The following is a 20,657-nucleotide window of genomic DNA, read 5'->3' as shown; positions in this document are numbered from 1 at the left end:
TAGTCCCGCTTCGGGTAGCCCTGCCTGAGACCGGGGCCACCGAGTGCCATCACGACCGGGTAGGGATAGCGCTCGCTGAGGAGCTGGTCGGTGATCTCCACGACGCTGGCGTCCTGGAAGATCCGGCTCGCGCAGTGCTTCGTGGCGAGCCACAGCCAGGGGCGCACGGTGAGGCGGTAGAAGGCGCGGCGGTTGTCGGTGCCCATCTGCCTGACGCCTGTGATGAGGCCTGAGATCGTGCGGCTGGCTGCGCCTGCGCCCGTGCTCGTGCCTGCACCGGCATCGGCATCGGCCGCGTCGCTGTCGTCCAGCATTGCCGGACTGGAAAGCCCGTTGCCATCGAACGCGATTGAAATATCGATGACCCTGCCGATCAGCTTGTCGGGCACCACCCGTTCCTGCGCCTGCCACAGCCCGAGCGTTGGACTCTCGACCGTCGCCACATCGAGCGCGTAGCGGTAGAGCCGGCCCAGGGCTTCGGTGCCGCTCAGGCGCAGGGGCGCGAGCACCGGCTCGTTGCCCCAGGTGGGCAACGCGTCACTGGACATACTTAAGATGCGGTTCTGCAATAGCTTGAACATGCGTGCATGGAGTGATGTGCAATCGACAGTATCGAAAGCGCATGTCCCGGCGTCTATCGGAATTGGACTAATTTTTAGCTCAAGAAAGATATTCATGCGATTTGCATGAATGCCTCTGGAGCACATCGTGTGAACGACGTCCATCAAGATCACGCAGTCTTGCGGCGCAGCGGCGTTGCACTTTCGAGCGCCGTCATCCCGTCCTTGCTTACCTCCGCTGCAACTCATCAAGCAGGGCGATCAACTCGAGATAGTTCTCTTTTGTATAGCCGTCGCCCTCGAAGCACGAGGACAGCGCCCTGACCGTTTTCTTCAGCGTGGAAACCGGATTGCTGACGACGAACGCGCTGAAATACACAGTAGTTCGAACGGTTGCGCGAGTGCCAGCAGACGTTCCCGGCGCCGACAAGATTTGCTGCGATAGAGCCGGCCACCACGCCCCAGCAGATTGCGAAAAACGTACTCTCCCCGCTTCCTCCTGAGCAACGCACGTCCATGCAGCGCAGCCCCTTTTTCCAGCACTTTTTTGTGCGCCGTAAAAGTTCTGCACGGATACGCAAACGGCCGGGCAAACATTTTTGCCGATGATCTGTTCCGACCCGCTATGATCGCAAGGTGATGTGCGGCGAGCGCCTGCCGTCCAGGCTCGCGCCCCGGTTGGTTCGCTTTGTCGTGCCAGTTGAAGCAGTCTCTGTCGTCGCCGGTCAAGACTCGCAAAACGGAGAAAGAGCATGAAAGCCAGCACCATTGCCGAACGGGAAGCCCGGGGGCGCGCCGCCCGCGAGCATTCGAAACGCTCGAGCCATCGCGCAGTCGGCGAATTGCAGCGCAATCCGATCGAGCTTCTGAAGCAGAGCAGCGCGGGTCGGGTCGAGAATCTCGTACCGCTGCGCTACGGGCGCATGGCTGTGTCGCCATTCACGTTTTTTCGCGGCACGGCGATTCTCCAGGCGCACGATCTCAGCAAGGTGCCCGACACGAGTCTGCGCATGCCGATCTGTGGCGACGGCCATCTGATGAACTTCGGCGGCTTCGCGACGCCCGAGCGGCAACTGGTCTTCGACCTGAACGACTTCGACGAGGTATCGGTCGGCCCGTTCGAATGGGACCTGAAACGCCTGAGCGCGAGCTTCGTGGTGGCCGCGCGCCATATGCGCCTGAGTCGCGGCGCCGCCGAAAGCCTCGTGATGACCGCGGTCCGTTCGTATCGCGATCGCATGGCTCAGTATGCGCAGTGCGGCGCGCTCGAACTCTGGTACGACCGCGTCACGTTCGACCTCATGGCGGAAACCGCGCTGACTCCCGAGCGTAGGCGCTCGGTGCGGCGCGGCATGGAAAAGGCCGCGAGCCGCACGCACGAAAACCTGCTCGAAAAAATGGCCTCGCCCGATGGTGGCCGCTGGAAGATCCACGACGCCCCGCCCGCGCTTTTTCACGTGCTCGGCACGAATACGCTGTTCACGGAACAGGAAACCGAAACGTACCGCAAGGGCAACGTCGACAAAATGGTCGAGCAGGTGTGGGCCGAGTACCGCAAGACGATGTCGCACGACCGGCGCGAACTGCTCGATCACTTCACGATGCAGGACATCGTGTTCAAGGTGGTGGGCGTCGGCAGCGTCGGCACGCGTTGCCTCGTGATGCTGCTCGTCGATCACAGGGGCAAGCCGTTGTTCCTGCAACTGAAGGAAGCGCGGCCGTCGGTCATCGCGCAGTTCTACAAATCGCCGGCCGTCAAGCATGAAGGTGAGCGCGTCGTACACGGGCAGCGCATGCTGCAGGCCGCGAGCGATATCTTTCTCGGCTGGGCGACGGGGCCGCTCGGGCGGCATTTCTATTTCCGCCAGTTGCGCGACATGAAGCTGTCCGCGAATATCGAATTGTTCGACAGCGATCTGCTCGATGGCTACGCGCGGCTGTGCGGCTGGATCATGGCGCGCGCGCATGCGAAGGCGAGCGGTCAGGCAATCGAGATCAGCTCGTATATCGGCCGCGGCGATCAGTTCGCCGAAGCATTGACGGGTTATGCGGCGGCCTATGCCGACCAGGTGGAGCGCGACTACGAGGTGTTTCTGAAAGCGTGCCGCAGCGGAGAACTGGAAGCGCGCACGGATGAAGACATGGCGGCGGATTTTCGCGTGTAGCGTGCGCTTCACGCATCGACACGCGCTTCGCGCAACGTGACGAAACGCAGACGCTTCGCGCGCGCCGCTTCGATGATGCTCGGCAGCACCGCGAGAATCAGCGGCTTGCCTTCGATCGTGAGGGCGGCATTGCCGTCGTGCAGCAGCAGAATGTCGCGTGCGGCGAGACCGTCGAGCAGCCGCCGTGCGACCACGTGCGGTTTGGACTCGCGAGTGTCGTAGCCGCGCCGCGTCCATGCGGCGAGGCGCAGGTCGAGCTTGCGCAGCACGGGCTCGAGAAAGATGTTGCGCAAGCCCGCGGGGGCGCGAAAGAACATCGGCCGCTCGCCGCTCACGGTTTCGAGCGTGCGTTGCGCGGCGGCGATCTCGCGCGTGAGCGCGCCCGGAAACGTCACCGAAAACGTGTGCACATGAACCTGCGAATGATTTTCGAGCGCATGACCGCGCGCGACGATTTCGCGCGCGATCTGCGGATAGCGCTGCACTTTCTCGCCGATGCAGAAGAACGTGGCGCGGATCTCGAACGCGTCGAGCAGGTCGAGCACCTGGGGCGTCACGACGGGATCGGGACCGTCGTCGATGGTCAGCGCGATGGCGTTCGCGTTTTGCGGGCTCGCAGGCAGGCGCGTCCAGTTCGGACCGAGCAGCGCCGTGCGCGGCAGAAGCCCGGTGATCGTGAAGATCGCGTGATTCACGAAGATCGCGGCGAGCCACCACGGCCACGCGGCGGGCGCGAGCAGCCAGCCGGCCAGCACCACCACATGCCATGCGATCGTGCCGTTGAGCATGGCGGAATTGCGGGTGCGCGGCCAGCGGCGCGGCGCCGCGGGCTGGGCGCCATGCGGCGGATTGGGGCTGGGGCATTCATTCATCAAACGTGCTTCCTGTACGCCTTCCGCCGTCCCGGGAAGGCTGTGAATCGTGCGCGTTGCGCAACGGCGAAAGATACCATTGTTGGGTGCCTCGAAGCGTGCGAAGCGGCAACGACGTTGGATCAACGCCCCGCCGTTTGCGATCGTTCATCCGTTGTTGTATGGTGCCAGGCGAAAAGCGGCGCGTGCGGCGATCCGATCGTGAGCGATTTTCGCGGAACCGGAACCGTGTGACGCCGCCCAACACAACAGGAGATGCGCGATGTCGGAAAGGGAAAACGGAAAAGTGGCGCTGGTGACGGGCGCGGGTAGCGGAATCGGCCGCGCCTGTGCGCTCAAACTGCTCGAGCACGGCTACAACGTCGTGCTGGCCGGGCGCCGTCAGGCGGCGCTCGACGCCGTGGTACAGGAAGCGCAGCCGCTGCGCGGCGAGGCGCTCGCGGTGCCGTGCGACGTGACGGACGCGGACAGCGTCGCCGCGCTATTCGAGACGATCCGCGCGCGCTTTGGCCGGCTCGACGTGCTGTTCAACAACGCGGGACGCAGCGGTTCGCCGGTCGATATCGACGAACTCGAGATCAGTGAATGGCGCTCGATCGTCGACACCAATCTCACCGGTGTGTTCCTCTGCACGCGCGCGGCGTTCGGTCTGATGAAAACGCAGAGTCCGCGCGGCGGCCGCATCATCAACAACGGCTCGATCTCGGCGCACGCGCCGCGGCCGAACAGCATCGGCTATACGGCGACCAAGCATGCGATTACCGGACTCACGAAATCCGTGTCGCTCGATGGCCGCAAATACGACATCGTGTGCGGGCAGATCGACATCGGCAATGCGGCGACCGAGATGGCCGAGCGGATGGCGCGCGGCGTGCCGCAAGCGAACGGCGAAATCGCGATCGAGCCGTTGATGGACGTGCAGCACGTCGCCGACGCAGTGCTGCACATGGCGAATTTGCCGCTCTCGGCGAACGTGCAGTTCATGACCATCATGGCGACCAAGATGCCGTTCGTCGGGCGCGGTTGAGCGGCGCAAAGCCAAACCGGGCGCAACGAAGAGAAGCGCAACCGTGGACGGGAGCATGGCGCACGCGTTCAACTTATACTGAGCGCTTCCCGTCTCTACGGAACGCAATGCGCCGTGCCCCGAGCCACACCCAGCGACGCCGACCCGCCGCCGCAGCCGCCCGTGCAGCCCGATCTCGACGACTGTTGTCATAGCGGCTGCAACCCCTGTATTTTCGATCTCTACGACGAAGCGCTCGAACGCTACGAAGCCGCGCTCGCCGAATGGAAGGCGCGGCATGCGCAGCGCGAAGAGCCTCGGCCCGCGTTGCAGCGGAAATCGCGCACGCGCCGTTGACACCGTTGAGCGACGCACGATTTTCCACCGCCCCCGTCATGACCCATCTTCAGCTCACGCCGCCCGAACACCTGAACGACTCGCACACGTTCGACGACCTCCATCGTTTCGTGCAGCGTCATCCGCGCCTCTTCGTGCTGACCGGCGCGGGCATCAGCATCGACTCCGGCATTCCCGGCTATCGCGACGATAACGGCGCGTGGAAACGCTCGCCACCGATCACGCTGCAGGAATTTCTCGGCACGCTCGCGATGCGTCAGCGTTACTGGGCGCGCAGCATGGTCGGCTGGCCGCTCGTCGCGCGGGCGCAGCCGAATGCCGCGCATGTCGCGCTCGCGCGGCTCGAAGCGGCGGGGCACGTGCCGACGCTCGTCACGCAGAACGTCGACGGTTTGCATCAGCGCGCCGGCAGCCGCGAGGTGATCGAACTGCACGGCGGCATCGACGGCGTGATCTGTCTCGATTGCGGCACGCAGCACGCGCGCGCCTCGATCCAGCAGACGCTCGAAGCGGACAACCCCGCGCTGCTCGACGTCACGGCCGAAGCCGCCGCCGACGGCGACGCGCATCTCGAGTGGCACGACCTCGGCGGCTTTCGCGTGCCGGCGTGTTCGAACTGCGGCGGGCTGCTGAAGCCGTCGGTCGTGTTTTTCGGCGAGAACGTGCCGAAGGCGCGCGTCGAAGCGGCCTCGCATGCGCTCGACGCGGCCGACGCGGTGCTCGTGGCCGGCTCGTCGCTGATGGTTTATTCCGGCTACCGGTTCTGCGTGTGGGCGCAGCGGCAGGGCAAGCCGATCGCGGCGATCAATCTGGGCCGCACGCGCGCCGATCCGCTGCTGTCGCTGAAAGTCGCCGCGCCGTGCGGCGACACGCTGAGCGCGCTTGCCGGGGCTCTCGCGGGCGATTGAAGATGAGCGCGTCTCCCGAACCCTCATCTCCCAAACCACCACGCACTTTCGAGGAATGCCCATGCTGACGACGATCGAACAGCTCGAAGCGCTCTACGATCAACCGCAGGAGCGCGCGTTGCGCAAGGAGATCGCGTACGTCAACGAGGACTACCGCGCGTTCATCGAGGCCGCGCCGTTCGCCGTGCTGGCGACGAGCGGCCCCGATGGTCTCGACTGCTCGCCGCGCGGCGACGCGCCGGGCTTCGTGCGTATCGTCGACGAACGCACGCTCGCGCTGCCGGATCGCCCCGGCAACAATCGCCTCGACAGTTTGCGTAACGTCATCGCGGACCCGCGGCTTGCGCTGCTGTTCGTCATTCCGGGCGTCGGCGAAAGTTTGCGGGTGAATGGCCGCGGCCGGATCTCGAACGATCCCGCGCTGCTCGACAGTTTCGCCGTCGACGGCAAACTGCCGCGCACCGTGCTGCTGATCGACGTCGACGCCGTGTACTTCCATTGCTCGAAGGCGATGGCGCGCTCGAAACTATGGGACCCGGCGCAGCACGTCGAACGCTCGCAACTGCCGAGCGCGGGCGAGATCCTGCGGCGCATCATCGTCACGAACGGCGGCGGGCAGTTCGACGCTGCCGCTTACGACCGCGACCTGCCCGCACGCGTGCGCTCGACGCTGTACTGATACCGAAGCCCTTATCCCGAAGCCCCACGCCCCGAAACGCTCCAGCCCGCCATGACAGACGCCCGGCAACACTCGCCTTCCGCCGAACGCAATCGCGAACCGATCCTCGCCGTCTTGCGCGACACGCTGCCAGTCACCGGCCGCGTGCTCGAAATCGCGAGCGGCACCGGCCAGCACGCGATCTGGTTCGCAGGCGCGCTGCCGGGGCTCGCCTGGCAACCGAGTGACGCGGATGCCGAAGCGCGCGCGTCGATCGCCGCGTGGAGCGCGCATGCCGCGCTGCCGAACCTGCGCGCGCCGATCGCGCTCGACGTGCATCAGCCGGACTGGGGCATCGATGCGCTCGATGCAGTGGTCTGCATCAACATGATTCACATCTCGCCGTGGAGCGCGGCGCAGGCGCTGTTCGACGGCGCGGGCCGCCGTCTCGTCGATGGCGGCGTGCTGTATCTGTACGGCCCGTACAAGCGCGGCGGCGCGCATACGGCGCCGAGCAACGAGGCGTTCGATCAGTGGCTGAAGAGCCGCAGTCCCGAATGGGGCGTGCGTGACATGGAAGCTGTCATCGCACTGGGCGCCGCGGCGGGCCTCGAGTGCGACGAGGCGATCGAAATGCCGGCGAACAACTTCAGCCTCGTCTTCAGAAAGCGGGCGGGCAGCCGGCGTGTGGGCGCGGTGAGTTGACCGGCCGGTGTTGGCCAATTAAGGCCAATTAATTGCGAAACCCGGCACCGCCTCACGAACCGGCGCGCGCACAATGCATACCGTGGAGTGCAAACGGCCGCCGTCCGGTGCCCGCCACCAAGCGGCAAGCGCGCATTTCTTTTATCCTTTCACCCTCGGCGTCCCGCCCGCGTTTTTTGCGGCACGGCGTCACGACATCTTTTGGACTCTGGAGAATTCACATGGGCAAACAGGCAATCGGCGTGGTGGGGCTGGCGGTCATGGGCCGCAATCTGGCGCTCAACATCGAAAGCCGCGGCCACGCGGTATCGGTCTACAACCGTAGCCGCGAAAAAACCGACGAACTCATCGCCGAATATCCGGACCGCAAACTGGTGCCGGCTTTCACGCTGGAAGAGTTCGTCGAGTCACTCGAAAAGCCGCGCCGCATTCTGTTGATGGTCAAGGCCGGCGAGCCGACCGATGCGACCATTGCCTCGCTCAAGCCGCTGCTCGATAAAGGCGACATCCTGATCGACGGCGGCAACACGCATTTCACCGACACGATCCGCCGCAACCAGGAACTCGCGAAGGCCGGTCTGCACTTCATCGGCACGGGCGTGTCGGGTGGCGAGGAGGGCGCGCTCAAAGGCCCGTCGATCATGCCGGGCGGCCAGCGCGACGCGTACGACCTCGTTGCCCCGATCCTCACCGAAATCGCCGCGAAAGCGCCGGACGGCGAGCCGTGCGTCGCCTACATGGGCCCGGACGGCGCGGGCCACTTCGTGAAGATGGTGCACAACGGCATCGAATACGGCGACATGCAACTGATCGCGGAAAGCTACGCGGTGCTCAAGCAGGTCGCCGGTTTGTCGAACGAGGAACTGGGCAAGGTCTACACCGAGTGGAACCAGGGCGAACTCGACAGTTATCTGATCGAGATCACCTCGAAGATCTTCGACAAAAAGGACGACGAAACCGGCAAGGATCTCGTCGACGTGATTCTCGACCGCGCCGCGCAGAAGGGCACCGGCAAGTGGACGAGCCAGAACGCGCTCGACCTCGGCGCGCCGCTGCCGCTCATCACCGAAGCGGTGTTCGCGCGCGTGCTGTCGTCGCTGAAGACGCAGCGCGTGGCTGCGAGCAAGGTGCTCGAAGGACCGCAGGCCAAGCCGCTTGCCGGTGCGCGCGATGCGTTCATCGAATCGGTGCGCCGCGCACTGTACTTCAGCAAGGTGATCTCGTACGCGCAGGGTTTCGCGCAACTGCGCGCCGCGTCGGAAGAGTACAAGTGGGACCTCGATTACGGCACGATCGCGAAGATTTTCCGTGCGGGCTGCATCATCCGTGCGCGCTTCCTGCAGAAGATCACCGACGCCTACGCGAAAGACAAAGCGCTTGCGAACCTGCTGCTCGATCCGTACTTCCGCGACATCGCGAAGAACTACCAGGCGGCGCTGCGCGAAGTCGTGGTGGCCGCGGTCAACGCAGGCGTGCCGGTGCCGGCGTTTGCCTCGGCGATCGCGTATTTCGACGCCTACCGCTCCGAGCGTCTGCCCGCGAATCTCGTGCAGGCGCAGCGCGACTTCTTCGGCGCGCACACGTTCGAACGCGTCGACAAACCGGGCAGTTTCCACGCGCACTGGGGTTGAGCGTTTGAAAGACGGCCCGGCATGCGCCTCTGTCAAGGCGAGCCGGGCCGTTTATCTGTTTGAATACGGCGAAGACCCAGAGATTATTGCCAAAATCTATGAGTGCATTAGGCTCGTGGTGAGCCGGTCGTCATGATTATTGCGAAAATGAAAAGAGACTTTCGTCATTTTAGGTATTTACCCTAGTATGTGACGCTCCTAAACTTGCTCTCAAGCGCTGAGGGAGAAACCCAAAAGCGCATCACAAAACAAGTTCTGGAGGTTTAATCATGAAGACCCTGATTTCCGCAGTTGCTATCGCCGCCGCCCTGGTTGCTCCTGTTGCTTCGTTCGCTCAATCGAGCCAACCGGTTACCCGCGCTCAGGTTCGCGCTGAACTGGTTCAACTCGAAAAGGCCGGTTACAACCCGGTTGGCGATTACATGAACTACCCGGCGAACATCCAGGCTGCACAAGCCCGCGTTGATGCGCAAAACGGCACGACGATCGCAGCTAACACCGCGAACACGAGCGGCTACGGTGCACCGGCTGCCGGCACCTCGCAAGCTGGCTACGCGGTGAGCCCGAGCAAGGCCGACAGCAAGTCGGTTTATTTCGGCAACTAATTGCCGCTCAAGTTTGCGCTGTTGACGAAGACACCGCCTGGCTGAACATCGCGAGGCGGGGCGCAAGAAAAAACGCCATCCGGTTTCATCGGATGGCGTTTTGTCGTTTACGGCGTTTTGTTGTCTATGGTGTTTGTCACGTATGGCGCTTTGCCGTTTCACGGCGCCTGCTGCGCCGAGCGGGCAACCCGCGTTGCCGGGACCGCACCCCTAATGCAGCGAGCGATGGCGGCGGCCGATCGCGTCGAAGAGCGCGCTGCTCGGTTCGAGCGCGAGCAGCCAGGATTCGTCGTAGCCGCTCAGATTGTCGAGCGCTTCGCGCAGCCGCTCGAGCGCGAGCGCGGGAATCTCGACGCTCGCCTCGATGCCGCTCGACAGCTTCGCGATGCTCGCCAGTTGCACGAGCGCGTCGGCGGCTTCCGCGACGTCGGCGGAGAAGACGAGATGCGTGTTCAGCAACTCGACGAGGCCGGGCGATGCCGCTACATCGTCGACCTTGAGTTGCACGGCCAGAAAGGTGGCTTTGTTCATCCTGGACTCCTCCCGGAAACCTGACACTGTCATATAGGGTGCTGCGCGCGGCTTGACTGAGTATAGGCGACGTCGGGATGGTTTCAATAATCGTACGAATTGCTCGCCGCGCCTCGCCGAAGCAGGCACGCGAGCCGCCAGACCTATAATAGGGCCAGCCGTGCGAGTGCCGCCGCCAGAGAACCGGCGTGAATAGCCGCGATTTTTTGCGCATCCCAACTGCTTACCGACCATGAAGATCATCCGCAGCAGGAACTTTACCGCGACGCGTCCGTGGGGCGCGCTCGACATCGCCAACATGAACGGCATCACCACGCGTCTGCACTGGACCGACCAGCCGTACAAGTGGCACGTCAACGACGGCGAGGAAGTGTTCGCCGTGCTCGACGGCCGCGTGGAGATGCGCTACCGCGAAGAGGGCGTCGAACGCTCGGCCGTGCTCGAGACGGGCGACGTGTTCTACGCGTCGGCGGGAACCGAGCACGTCGCGCATCCGCTCGGCGTGGCGCGCATTCTCGTGGTCGAAACGCAGGGCAGCGTCTGAAGAGCACGGCAGTTTGACGGCGTGCCCACAGCGGCGCTCGCATGCCGGTCGCGCATAATAGATGGATCGGCCGGCCGCGGCGCATGCGCGAATGTAGGGCCTGGCAAATGCTTGGGCATCGATTGAATCTGATTGAGAACATGTCGAGGAAAATCACATGACAGAACAATGGCAACTGACGGGGATCCGCCTGCTGACGGCGGCTGCGCTCGGCGCGATGGTCGCGGGCTGCACGACGATGCCGTGGGAGAGCACGCCGTTCTACGGCAACGCGCCGGCGGGCACGACCAGCCTCTCCACCGTCTCCGTTCCCGCCGGCTTCTACCGGGTCAACCCGGGCGACACGCTCGCCGGCATTGCCTCGGCATACGGGCGCAAGCCGCAGGAGATCGCGGCGTGGAACGGCCTCGCGGTCAACGCGCCGGTGGTGCCGGGGCAGGTGCTGCGCGTGTCCCAGCCGATGGCTTCGGGCAGCGTGGTGACGCCGCCGGTCGGCGTGGCGCCGGGTGCGCCGAATGCGGTGCCGGGCATGGCGGCCGCGCCGCAGCAGGGCGTGCTGCAATGGCCGTTGCGCGGTCCGATCCTGAAGACGTTCGCGCCGGGCAAGTCCAACGGCATCGTGATCGGCGGGCGTCCCGGCGACCCGGTCAAGGCCGCTGCGACCGGCCGCGTGGTCTACGCGGGCACCGGCATCGAGGCGTATGGCCCGCTCATCATCATCAAGCACGACGATTCGCTGATTACCGCGTACGGCCAGAACAGCCAGTTGCTCGTCAAGGAAGGCGACGCGGTCGCGCAAGGGCAGACCATCGGCGAGGTTGGCGTGGATAGCCGCGGTGTCGCGTCGATCCAGTTCGAGGTGCGCCAGAACGGCCAGCCGGTCGATCCGCTCGCATGGCTGCCGAAGCCGGGGGGCTGAGTTTTCGCCTTCCGGGTTTTCGCCGTTATTGCGCCGTTACTGCGCCGCTATTGCTCCTCATCGCGCCTTCGTTGCGTCCGGGTTGCGCCTGAGCCTTCCCTGACGCTCGCCTGAGCCTCATGCATGGCCGCGCAGGCGAGCCCCGGTAGACGCGCCGATTTTCAGCGCCGCGTTAATTGAATACACTGTACGGCTCGATTGCCGGTGCGCGCTCCGCCTTCTCGAAAGGGCGCGCTCCCGGTTGCCGTAGGCTGTCATTCAATGGACGCACAGGGACACACAATGATCGATTTGCGAAGCGATACCGTAACCCGTCCGACTCCGCCGATGCTCGCGGCGATGTCGGCGGCCGAAGTCGGCGACGACGTCTGGGGCGACGACCCCACCGTGCTGCGCCTGCAAGCGTCGTTGGCCGAGCGCGCCGGCAAGGAAGCGGGCCTGTTCTTCCCGAGCGGCACGCAAAGCAATCTCGCCGCGTTGATGGCGCATTGCGCGCGCGGCGACGAATACATCGTCGGCCAGCTTGCGCACACCTACAAATACGAGGGCGGTGGCGCGGCCGTGCTCGGCAGCATCCAGCCGCAGCCGCTCGAAAATGCCGCCGACGGCTCGATCCCGCTCGAGAAGATCGCCGCCGCGATCAAGCCGATTGACGATCACTTCGCGCGCACGCGCCTGCTCGCGCTCGAAAACACGATCGGCGGCAAGGTATTGCCTGCGGGGTATGTCACCGAAGCGACGCAGCTTGCGCGCCAGCATGGCCTGTCGGCTCACCTCGACGGCGCGCGCGTGTTCAATGCGGCCGTTGCGTCGGGCAAGCCGCTCGCGGCGCTCGCCGAGCCGTTCGATACCGTGTCAATCTGCTTTTCGAAGGGGCTCGGTGCGCCGGTCGGTTCGGTGCTGGTCGGCAGCCGCGCGCTGATCGACGTTGCGCACCGCTGGCGCAAGGTGCTCGGCGGCGGCATGCGCCAGGCCGGCGTGCTCGCGGCGGCTTGCCTGTACGCGCTCGATCACAACGTCGAGCGTCTCGCCGACGACCACGCGAACGCCGCGCATCTGGCCGCGGGTCTCGAAGCGATCGAGCAGGTGAAGGTGCAGTCGGTCGCGACGAACATGGTGTTCGCGCAGTTCCCGCAGCAGCACTGCGCGCCGCTCGAAGCGTGGCTCAAGGAACGCGGCATCCTCACGCAGATGCTGTATGCGTCGCGGTTCGTCACGCACAAGGATGTGTCGCGCGACGATATCGATACGTTTATCGCGGCGGTGAAGGGATATTTCGCGGCGCGGTGATTGCGCCGTATTGAGCGCGTGACGTCAAGCGCGTTGCGTCGATCATGCAGGAGGCGGCGCGTTGAGCGTGCTGCGCTTCATCGCGCCGCATTGATCGACTCATTCGGCGCTACCCACCGCCTCATTTCACGGCCGCTTTCGCATGCGTGCCCGCGCGATGCGACGGCGCGAACAGCCGCAGTCCGCTCGCGAGGCTCGCCGCGCCGGCAAAGAATGCGCCGGCGCCGAGCGCGAGCGTCGGCCCATGCTGGCGGCCGGCAATCCCGAAGCACAACGCCACGAGCGCCGCGCCCGTCGCTTGCCCGAGCAGCCGCGCGGTCGCGACGATGCCGCTCGCGCCGCCGCTGCGCTCCGGCGGCGCGCTCGCCATCAGCGCCTTCAGATTCGGCGACTGGAAGAAGCCGAAGCCCGCACCGCAAATCGCCATGCGAATGCCGATGTCGAGCACGTGCGGATGCGCGGGCAACAGCGCGAGCGACGCCATTCCCGCCGACAGCACCGCGAGCCCGATCGCGCCGAGCAGCCCCGGCGGATAGCGGTCGGACAAACCGCCCGCGAGCGGCGCGGCGAGCGCGACCACCACGGGCCACGGCGTCATCAGGAAGCCGGTTTCGACCTGGCTGCGCAGCAGCACGTCCTCGAAATAGAACGGTAGCGACACGAAGGCGAGGCCTTGCGCGGCGAACGAGCACACGGCCGTCACCGCCGAGAGCGCGAACACCGGCCGTTTGAACAGATCGACCGGCAGCATCGGCGCGGGATGGCCCGCTTCGCGGCGAATCAGCAGCAGCCCGAACACGACCGCGACCGCGGCGGCGGCGAGCACGACCTGCATCGACGCGCGCTGTGCCGCCTCGCCGAGCGCGAAGATCAGCGCGGCGAACGTGATCACGTTGAGCAGCGCCGCCACCGGATCGAACTGATGCCTGCCCTGCGCGGTGTGCGGCAGCGCGGGCCACGCGAAGCTCAGCGCGAGCACGCCGAGCGGCACGTTGACCGCGAACAGCCACGGCCACGTTGCGACGGAGAGAATCAGCGAGGCCACCGTCGGCCCGACCGCGAACGACACGCCGACGATCAGCGCATTGGTGCCGAGCCCGCGCCCGAGCCGGTGCGGCGGGTACAGATAGCGGATCAGCGCGGTGTTCACGCTCATGATCGCGCTCGCGCCGAGGCCCTGCACGATGCGCGCGGCGGCGAGCAGCGGCAGCGTCGGCGCCATTGCGCAGCCGAGTGAGCTCAACGTGAACAGCGCGATGCCGCCGATATAAATGCGCCGATGCCCGACGATGTCGCCGAGCGCCGCGAGCGGCAGCAGCGTCGCGACCATCGCGAGCTGGTAGGCGTTGATGATCCATACCGACGCCGCGGGCGCCGCATGCAGGTCGGCGGCGATCGCGGGCAACGCGGTGTTGGCGATCGCGGTATCGAGCGTGGCGAGCGCGACGGCGAGCATGATCGCGGCCATCGCGCGGCGATTGGCGGCGGACATCGGGCCGTCCGCCGCAAGGGTGGGCTCGGGGGCGCTGACGGGGGTGCTGAGCTTATCGGACAAGGCGTCGCCGGGTTATGCATGCCGCTGCGGCGGCCGGTCGAACGACACGGTGCGCGGGCGGCGGGGTTGCGTGGGGATGATGCGATGCGCCCGCTGTCCGGCCCGCGATCCGCGGCGAGGCGGCTGACGAGGCGCAATGCTGCGATTGTTGCAGAGACGCGGAAATCGTGCAGGCACGCGGGCAGGGAGTGGCGGGGCTTGGTGGTTTCCGTCACCTCCATCTAAACGCAACTAACGGTCAATCAGCCGCAGCATCTTCAAACTGGCGGCGCACGGCGGCCACCTGGATATGCCTTCCGCTCCACTCGCTTCGCATGCTCCCATACGGCCCGCCGATTCGACCACACATCGAGCCAATCCGCCTGTTCATCCAGGTGTCACATTGCGGTCACGCGCCGAAAAAATAATCAAACAGGGCGCTCCACGAACGCTCCAGCCTTTCGTATCGATCGACCCATCCGGCTCGTTGATGCACGCAAGCGGTGCCGCGTCCGCGCCGTTTGCACCGCACCCGGGCACAAGGCGCGCAGTGGGCACACGGCGGGCACGCGGTATCGGCCCGCACCATCGGGCACGGCGCGTGCGTCGGAGTCCGCTCGCGCGACCCAGTGTGCGCGACCCGTAAAATGTCCTACTCTGTTTCTTAATCCGCCCGACAGGCACGCGCCTCCCGTCCGTCAACTGTGCGGTTCGCGTATGCCACATCGACTTTCCCCGGAGGCCTCGATGACAGCCGTCGATCTGGAATTCGACCAGCTGAACAGTACCGTCGACGCGCTACGGCGCTCAATTTCGAATCGCATGATGTACGGTGTCGGCAAGGACGCCGTCACTGCACATCCGCATGACTGGCTGCACGCAGCCGCGCTCACCGTGCGCGACCGGCTCGTCGCGCGCTGGATGAAAACCACCCGCCTGCAATACGAGCAGGACGTGAAGCGGGTCTACTACCTGTCGATGGAGTTCCTGATCGGCAGAACCTTTACGAACGCGCTGCTTGCCCTCGGCATTCACGACCAGATGAAGGAGGCGCTCGCGAGCCTCGGCGTCGACATGGATTCGCTGATCGAGATCGAGCCCGACGCCGCGCTCGGCAATGGCGGCCTCGGCCGGCTCGCGGCCTGCTTTCTCGACTCGATGGCGACGCTCGGCATTCCCGGCTTCGGCTACGGCATCCGCTACGAATACGGCATGTTTCGCCAGGAGATCGTCAACGGCGAGCAGGTCGAGGCGCCCGATTACTGGCTGCGCGCGGGCAATCCGTGGGAGTTTCCGCGGCCCGAGATCAAGTACATGGTGCACTTCGGCGGGCGCACGGTGCAGCGCGACGACAGGGTCGAATGGATCGACACCGAGCATGTGAACGCGACCGCGCACGACACCGTGATTCCCGGCTATGCGACCGACGCGACCAACACGCTGCGCCTGTGGTCCGCGCGCGCGACCGAAGAGCTCGACCTCGGCGCGTTCAATCGCGGCGACTACCGCAACGCGGTCGACACGAAGAACATGTCGGAGAACGTCTCGCGCCTGCTCTATCCGGACGACTCGACGCCGGCCGGCCGCGAATTGCGGCTGCGCCAGGAGTACTTTTTCGTTTCGGCGACGATGCAGGACCTGATTCGCCGCTATCAGCGCACGCACAGCACGTTCGGGCGCTTCTCCGAGAAAGTCGCGGTGCATCTGAACGACACGCACCCGGTGCTCGCGATTCCCGAGCTGATGCGCCTGCTCGTCGACGTGCATCATCTGCCGTGGGACAAGGCGTGGAAACACGTCACGCAGATCTTCTCGTACACGAATCACACGCTGATGCCCGAGGCGCTCGAAACCTGGGACGTCGAAATGTTGGCGCGCCTGTTGCCGCGGCACCTCGAGATCATCTTCGAGATCAACGCGCAGTTTCTCAAGCACGTGAGCGAGCAGCGAGGTCACGACGGCGAGATGATCCGCCGCATCTCGCTCGTCGACGAATACGGGCAGCGGCGCGTGCGCATGGCGTATCTGGCGATCGTCGCGAGCCACAAGGTGAACGGCGTGTCGAAGCTGCATTCGCAACTGATGACGCGCGACATCTTCGCCGACTTCGCGAGCGTCTATCCCGAGCGCTTCACCAACGTGACCAACGGCATCACGCCGCGCCGCTGGCTCGCGCAGGCGAGTCCGTCGTTGTCGTCGCTGATCGATTCGCGCATCGGCACGCACTGGCGCAGCAATCTGTTCGAGCTCGAGCAGTTGCGCAATCTGCGCAAGGACGGCGAGTTCATCGACGCGTTTCGCGAAGCGAAGCGGCAAAGCAAGCTGCGGCTCGTGCAGCGGCTCGCGCATCACACGAAGCTGCAGTTCAATCCGGATGCGCTATTCGATCTGCAGGTCAAGCGCATTCACGAATACAAGCGGCAACTGCTGAACGTGCTGCACGTGATCGTGCGCTACAACCAGATTCGCGAGAATCCCGAACGCGACTGGGCGCCGCGCGTCGTGCTGTTCGCGGGCAAGGCCGCGTCCGCGTACCGGATGGCGAAGACGATCATCAAGCTGATCGGCGACGTGAGCGAGAAAGTCAATCACGATCCGCTGATCGGCGATCGCCTGAAGGTCGTGTTCGTGCCGAACTACGGCGTGAGCGTCGCCGAACTCATCATTCCGGCCGCGGATCTGTCGGAGCAGATTTCGATGGCCGGCACCGAGGCGTCGGGCACCGGCAACATGAAGCTCGCGCTCAACGGCGCGTTGACGATCGGCACGATGGACGGCGCGAACATCGAGATCTGCGACGCGGTGGGGCGCGAGAACATCTTCATCTTCGGCCATACCGCGGATGAAGTGGACAGCCTGCGCGCGAGCGGCTACCGGCCGCGGCAGATCTACGAGGAGAATGCGCAGGTGCGCACCGCACTCGATCAGATCCGCTCGGGCTTCTTTTCGCCGGACGATCCGTTGCGCTTCTCGGATATCTTCCACACGCTCGTCGATTGGGGCGATCACTACATGGTGCTGGCCGATTACGCCGCGTTTGCGAAGGCGCAAGACGAGGTGGATGCGCGTTTCCTGAACACGCGCGCATGGGCCGAAAGCGCAATCGAGAACGTCGCGGGAATGGGGCAGTTTTCGTCGGACCGCACGATCGGCGAATACGCGCGCAACATCTGGCGTGTGAGTCCGCTCGATATCGAGTGAGTGGCGTTGCGGTCGTTGCGCTGGTTTTCCGGCGGAGCGACCGTATGCACCGTGCACGTCGTGCGCTCCGTGCGCCTCGTGCGGAGAATGCGCGTGCCTCGACGGCACGCGCAAGCCGCGGCGGCGCTCATCAAATTCGTGTTGAGGCGGGCAAGCCCGGCTTCACACCTTCGCCGCCGTCGCGGCCGCTGCCTTTGCCTGCTGCACGGCCGCGCCGACACGCTCGACGAATTCGCGATCGGTGCTCATGAGCGCCTCGCGTTCGCCATCGGCCGTCTGCACCATGAGCCGATGCGTCACGTCCTGGGTCGCCCAGGTCAGCCAGCCGACCACCACGAGCATGATCCCGCACACGAGGCCCGCAGGCGAGTGCAGGATGGCGCCGGCAATCGCGCCGATCACGCCGGCAAACGAGATCACGAGCGGCACGACCTTGTTCTTGTGCACGGTGACGACCTGCACGCCGACGATATCGCGCAGCGGAAAAACCTGGCCGGCGGACGAGAGTGCATTGCGCGTGACGGACACGCCTCGATCGTTGAAAGGGGTTTCCATCGGTTGAGTGCAAGGGTGGTGAAGGGCGCAGCGTAGCAGACTTCAAAGCCTGGCAGCGCCGCGATGTCATGTGCGGATTGTGTCGAGCCGAGGAAATTCATCCTGTGCGCGGGAGGATTGGCTAAGATGGCGGATGACTGCGCGCGCTTCCTTGCCCGGCAGGAACCATGCAGCCGTTGAAGCCCGCGACGGTTTTCTGGCGCGCGACCGGGTGCCAGTCCAGTTTGCCGCGACGTCGCGCCTGGAAATAGAACCGTTGTCATGCTCCCGCCCGGAGGCCTTTCATGAATATCAGCGTATTCGGAACGCTGGTTGCGACATCGCTCGTGCTGCTGCTCGGCGAAAAGCTCATTCAGTGGGTCGGCGTGCTGCGCACCTATTCGATTCCGGCGCCGGTCGCGGGTGGTCTTATCGTCGCCATATGCGTACTGTTGATACGCGTCACGGCGCACACCGAAGTCAAGTTCGATTCCACGTTGCAGACACCGCTCATGCTCGCGTTCTTTTCGACGATCGGCCTGAACGCGCACATCTCGAGCCTCAAGGCGGGCGGCCCGGTACTGATTCGTTTTCTCGCGCTGGTGAGCGGGCTGCTGATTCTGCAAAACGTGGTCGGGATTCTGATCGCCTTCGCGCTTGGCGTCGATCCGCTCCTCGGTATTCTCGGCGGCTCGGTCACGATGTCGGGCGGTCACGGCACGGGCGCCGCATGGAGCCAGGTCTTCACCGAGCATCATGGGGTGCAGTCGGCGGCCGAGATCGCGATCGGCTGCGCGACGTTCGGGCTCGTCATGGGCGGTGTGCTCGGCGGTCCGATCGCACGTCTGCTGATGCGCAGAATCGGTGACGACGAGATGCGACGCATCAAGGATCGCGTAGAAGAAACGCTGGTCTTCGAAGAACCCAAGGCTCAGCAACCCACCACGCCCGCCGCGATCATCACGACGCTCACGCTGATTTCCATTTGCCTCGCCGGCGGTGAGGTGCTCGCCGACCGGCTCGCCGGAACCGTGTTCGAGTTGCCGACGTTCGTGTGCGTGCTGTTCATCGGCGTGATCCTGAACAACGTGCTCGCACTCGTGCGCGTGCAGCTCGACCAGCATGCGGTCGCGCTCGTCGGCAACGTGAGTCTCGCGCTCTTTCTCGCGATGGCGCTGATGCGGCTCGACCTGTGGGAGCTGGCCGCGCTCGCGGTGCCGATCATCACGATCCTTGCGGCGCAGACGCTGCTCATGGCGCTCTACGCCGTGTTCGTGACGTTCCCGATGATGGGCCGCAACTACGACGCGGTCGTGCTGAGCGCGGCGCAATGCGGACTCGGGCTCGGCGCGACGCCCACCGCGATCGCGAACATGCAGGCCATTACGAACCGGTTCGGCCATTCCCATATCGCGTTCCTGATCGTCCCGATGACGGGCGCGTTCTTCATGGATATTGTCAATGCTGTCGTCATCAAGCTGTTTCTCGCGCTGCCGTTTCTTCATTGAGGCGGGCTGGCGCGGCGTCCGGAACTATGCCTAGGGCATACCCGGATCGTTTACAGCGCGGCATCCACTTATGATCCAAGGCTTTTACGTCGGCGCCGCAATGTCCCACGTGCGTTGGTCTCAGCTCTCCCTTAGCCGTAAGCTGCGGTTCTATCAGTTCATGGTATTCGAGCGCGCGCTCGCAACCGGTTCGCTACAACGCGCGGCCAATGAACTGGCGCTCACGCAGCCCGCCATCTCGAAGATCATCCATGAACTGGAGCAATACTTCGGCGGCGCGCTTTTCGAGCGCTCCAGCCGCGGTGTGCAGCCCACCGAGCTTGGCGCGTTGCTCGGCCGCCGCGTGAAGTCGATGATGGCCGATTTCCAGGATATGACCGACGAGGTCAATGCCTACAAGGAAGGCACCAGCGGGCACGTGGTGGTCGGGACTTCGGTGTCGGCCTCGGCCAAGCTGCTGCCGTTCGCACTGATCGAGCTGAAATCCCGCGTGCCGGACGTGCTCGTGACGATCCGGGAAGACCAGATCGAGCGGCTTTTCTCCGGGCTTGCATCCGGCGAGATCGACGTGGCAATGGGGCGGCTGCCGCCGCAGCCGCACTCGCACGCGTATTCGCTGCGGCACGAAGTGCTGTTCGACGAGGGGCTCTGTCTCGTGGGAGGCACGCGCCATTGGGCGGCGCGGGTTTCGGCGAACACCCGGATCGATCCGGCCGAGCTGGGCGATGTTCCGTGGGTCCTGCCCGTGCCCGAGTCACCTTCCCGGCCCGCCGTGGACAACTACCTGCGGCGTCACGGCTATCCGATCCCGCGCGACGCCATCGAGTCATCGTCGATCCTCGCAAATATCACGCTACTGATGGAGACCTCGCGCGTTTGCCTGATGTCGCGCTCGACGGTGCGCGAGTTCGTCGACGCAGGGCTGCTCTGCGTGCTGGACGACGAACCGGCCGGCAGTCTCGGCGCCGTGGGATTTTCCGTGCGCGCCGACAAGGAGCTGAAGCCGGCCTGCCGCATGTTCATCGAATGCCTGCGCGAAGTGGCCGCGCTTTCCGGCAGCGGCGCTCGTGCGGAAGGCTAGACGGTTTTCGCCATTCCAGTCGGTTATCGCGTCCCCCGATATTTTCAG

General features: G+C 64.9%; 20 protein-coding genes. 14 read left to right on the top strand and 6 right to left on the bottom strand.

Going from position 1 to position 20,657, the window contains the following annotated elements; genetic code table 11:
• Both B9Z01_RS26005 and B9Z01_RS35120 read right to left on the bottom strand, forming a co-directional pair.
• The coding region (locus B9Z01_RS26005) for a contractile injection system protein, VgrG/Pvc8 family (protein ID WP_275937519.1) at positions 1 to 677 on the bottom strand (677 nt) is incomplete at its 3' end.
• Between the two features lie 112 nt (positions 678 to 789).
• Positions 790 to 1,314 carry a motility-associated protein gene (locus tag B9Z01_RS35120; RefSeq protein ID WP_143809065.1) on the bottom strand — a complete coding sequence of 175 codons (525 nt, stop codon included), beginning with the start codon at positions 1,312 to 1,314 and terminating at the stop codon, positions 790 to 792.
• Here B9Z01_RS35120 and B9Z01_RS26000 point away from each other — a divergent pair.
• Positions 1,313 to 2,725: a DUF2252 domain-containing protein gene (locus B9Z01_RS26000; protein ID WP_085488382.1), complete on the top strand. Its 1,413-nt coding sequence runs from the start codon at positions 1,313 to 1,315 to the stop codon at positions 2,723 to 2,725. The genes B9Z01_RS35120 and B9Z01_RS26000 overlap by 2 nt on opposite strands.
• An 8-nt stretch (positions 2,726 to 2,733) precedes the next feature.
• Here B9Z01_RS26000 and B9Z01_RS25995 read toward each other — a convergent pair whose 3' ends face one another.
• The gene (locus B9Z01_RS25995; RefSeq protein ID WP_085488380.1) at positions 2,734 to 3,597 is read right to left on the bottom strand and encodes a polysaccharide deacetylase family protein; all 864 of its coding nucleotides are present in this window, start codon (positions 3,595 to 3,597) and stop codon (positions 2,734 to 2,736) included.
• Positions 3,598 to 3,859: 262 nt separating this feature from the next.
• Between B9Z01_RS25995 and B9Z01_RS25990 the strand changes: the two genes are divergently transcribed.
• The 7 genes from B9Z01_RS25990 to B9Z01_RS25960 all read left to right on the top strand — a co-directional run bounded on the left by B9Z01_RS25990 (position 3,860) and on the right by B9Z01_RS25960 (position 9,467).
• Positions 3,860 to 4,624, top strand: a complete 765-nt coding sequence (locus tag B9Z01_RS25990; protein ID WP_085488378.1) for an SDR family oxidoreductase — start codon at positions 3,860 to 3,862, stop codon at positions 4,622 to 4,624.
• Between the two features lie 114 nt (positions 4,625 to 4,738).
• A complete protein-coding gene (locus B9Z01_RS25985) occupies positions 4,739 to 4,960 on the top strand; it encodes an oxidoreductase-like domain-containing protein (RefSeq protein ID WP_085488376.1) in 222 nt (73 codons plus the stop codon).
• Between the two features lie 38 nt (positions 4,961 to 4,998).
• A complete protein-coding gene (locus tag B9Z01_RS25980) occupies positions 4,999 to 5,868 on the top strand; it encodes an NAD-dependent protein deacetylase (RefSeq protein WP_085488374.1) in 870 nt (289 codons plus the stop codon).
• Positions 5,869 to 5,929: 61 nt separating this feature from the next.
• The gene (locus B9Z01_RS25975; RefSeq protein WP_085488372.1) at positions 5,930 to 6,547 is read left to right on the top strand and encodes a pyridoxamine 5'-phosphate oxidase family protein; all 618 of its coding nucleotides are present in this window, start codon (positions 5,930 to 5,932) and stop codon (positions 6,545 to 6,547) included.
• 51 nt (positions 6,548 to 6,598) lie between these two features.
• The gene (locus B9Z01_RS25970) at positions 6,599 to 7,231 is read left to right on the top strand and encodes a DUF938 domain-containing protein (RefSeq protein WP_085488370.1); all 633 of its coding nucleotides are present in this window, start codon (positions 6,599 to 6,601) and stop codon (positions 7,229 to 7,231) included.
• 221 nt (positions 7,232 to 7,452) lie between these two features.
• A complete protein-coding gene (gene gndA / locus B9Z01_RS25965) occupies positions 7,453 to 8,862 on the top strand; it encodes an NADP-dependent phosphogluconate dehydrogenase (protein ID WP_085488368.1) in 1,410 nt (469 codons plus the stop codon).
• 269 nt (positions 8,863 to 9,131) lie between these two features.
• Positions 9,132 to 9,467 (top strand): DUF4148 domain-containing protein, encoded by a 336-nt coding sequence (locus B9Z01_RS25960; protein ID WP_085488366.1) that lies wholly within the window; start codon positions 9,132 to 9,134, stop codon positions 9,465 to 9,467.
• Positions 9,468 to 9,677: 210 nt separating this feature from the next.
• Here B9Z01_RS25960 and B9Z01_RS25955 read toward each other — a convergent pair whose 3' ends face one another.
• Entirely contained in the window at positions 9,678 to 9,998 is a 321-nt protein-coding gene (locus tag B9Z01_RS25955) for a hypothetical protein (RefSeq protein WP_085488364.1), read from the bottom strand.
• Between the two features lie 232 nt (positions 9,999 to 10,230).
• Here B9Z01_RS25955 and B9Z01_RS25950 point away from each other — a divergent pair, with 232 nt between their 5' ends.
• From B9Z01_RS25950 to ltaE, 3 genes are all read left to right on the top strand, one after another.
• Complete coding sequence (locus tag B9Z01_RS25950) at positions 10,231 to 10,542, top strand: cupin domain-containing protein (protein WP_085488362.1); 312 nt, start codon at positions 10,231 to 10,233, stop codon at positions 10,540 to 10,542.
• A 157-nt stretch (positions 10,543 to 10,699) separates the two neighbouring features.
• Entirely contained in the window at positions 10,700 to 11,461 is a 762-nt protein-coding gene (locus B9Z01_RS25945) for a peptidoglycan DD-metalloendopeptidase family protein (protein ID WP_085488360.1), read from the top strand.
• A gap of 282 nt (positions 11,462 to 11,743) precedes the next feature.
• Entirely contained in the window at positions 11,744 to 12,751 is a 1,008-nt protein-coding gene (gene ltaE / locus B9Z01_RS25940) for a low-specificity L-threonine aldolase (protein WP_085488358.1), read from the top strand.
• A gap of 121 nt (positions 12,752 to 12,872) precedes the next feature.
• Here ltaE and B9Z01_RS25935 read toward each other — a convergent pair whose 3' ends face one another.
• The gene (locus B9Z01_RS25935) at positions 12,873 to 14,243 is read right to left on the bottom strand and encodes an MFS transporter (RefSeq protein ID WP_208626216.1); all 1,371 of its coding nucleotides are present in this window, start codon (positions 14,241 to 14,243) and stop codon (positions 12,873 to 12,875) included.
• Positions 14,244 to 15,032: 789 nt separating this feature from the next.
• Here B9Z01_RS25935 and B9Z01_RS25930 point away from each other — a divergent pair.
• On the top strand, positions 15,033 to 17,486 hold the full coding sequence (locus B9Z01_RS25930) for a glycogen/starch/alpha-glucan phosphorylase (RefSeq protein WP_085488354.1): 2,454 nt from the start codon (positions 15,033 to 15,035) through the stop codon (positions 17,484 to 17,486).
• 162 nt (positions 17,487 to 17,648) lie between these two features.
• On the opposite strand, the gene B9Z01_RS25925 is transcribed toward B9Z01_RS25930, so the two are convergent.
• Entirely contained in the window at positions 17,649 to 18,041 is a 393-nt protein-coding gene (locus B9Z01_RS25925; protein ID WP_085488352.1) for a DUF6232 family protein, read from the bottom strand.
• 284 nt (positions 18,042 to 18,325) lie between these two features.
• Here B9Z01_RS25925 and gltS point away from each other — a divergent pair, with 284 nt between their 5' ends.
• Together gltS and B9Z01_RS25915 are read left to right on the top strand one after the other, a co-directional pair.
• On the top strand, positions 18,326 to 19,528 hold the full coding sequence (gene gltS / locus B9Z01_RS25920; protein WP_085488350.1) for a sodium/glutamate symporter: 1,203 nt from the start codon (positions 18,326 to 18,328) through the stop codon (positions 19,526 to 19,528).
• Positions 19,529 to 19,628: 100 nt separating this feature from the next.
• Complete coding sequence (locus tag B9Z01_RS25915; protein ID WP_085488428.1) at positions 19,629 to 20,609, top strand: LysR family transcriptional regulator; 981 nt, start codon at positions 19,629 to 19,631, stop codon at positions 20,607 to 20,609.
• Positions 20,610 to 20,657: the final 48 nt, after the last annotated feature.

The organism is Paraburkholderia susongensis, assembly GCF_900177725.1.
GTDB lineage: Bacteria > Pseudomonadota > Gammaproteobacteria > Burkholderiales > Burkholderiaceae > Paraburkholderia > Paraburkholderia susongensis.
The sequence above is the reverse complement of the archived record's forward strand: the minus strand, read 5'-3'. Positions and strand labels throughout refer to the sequence as shown.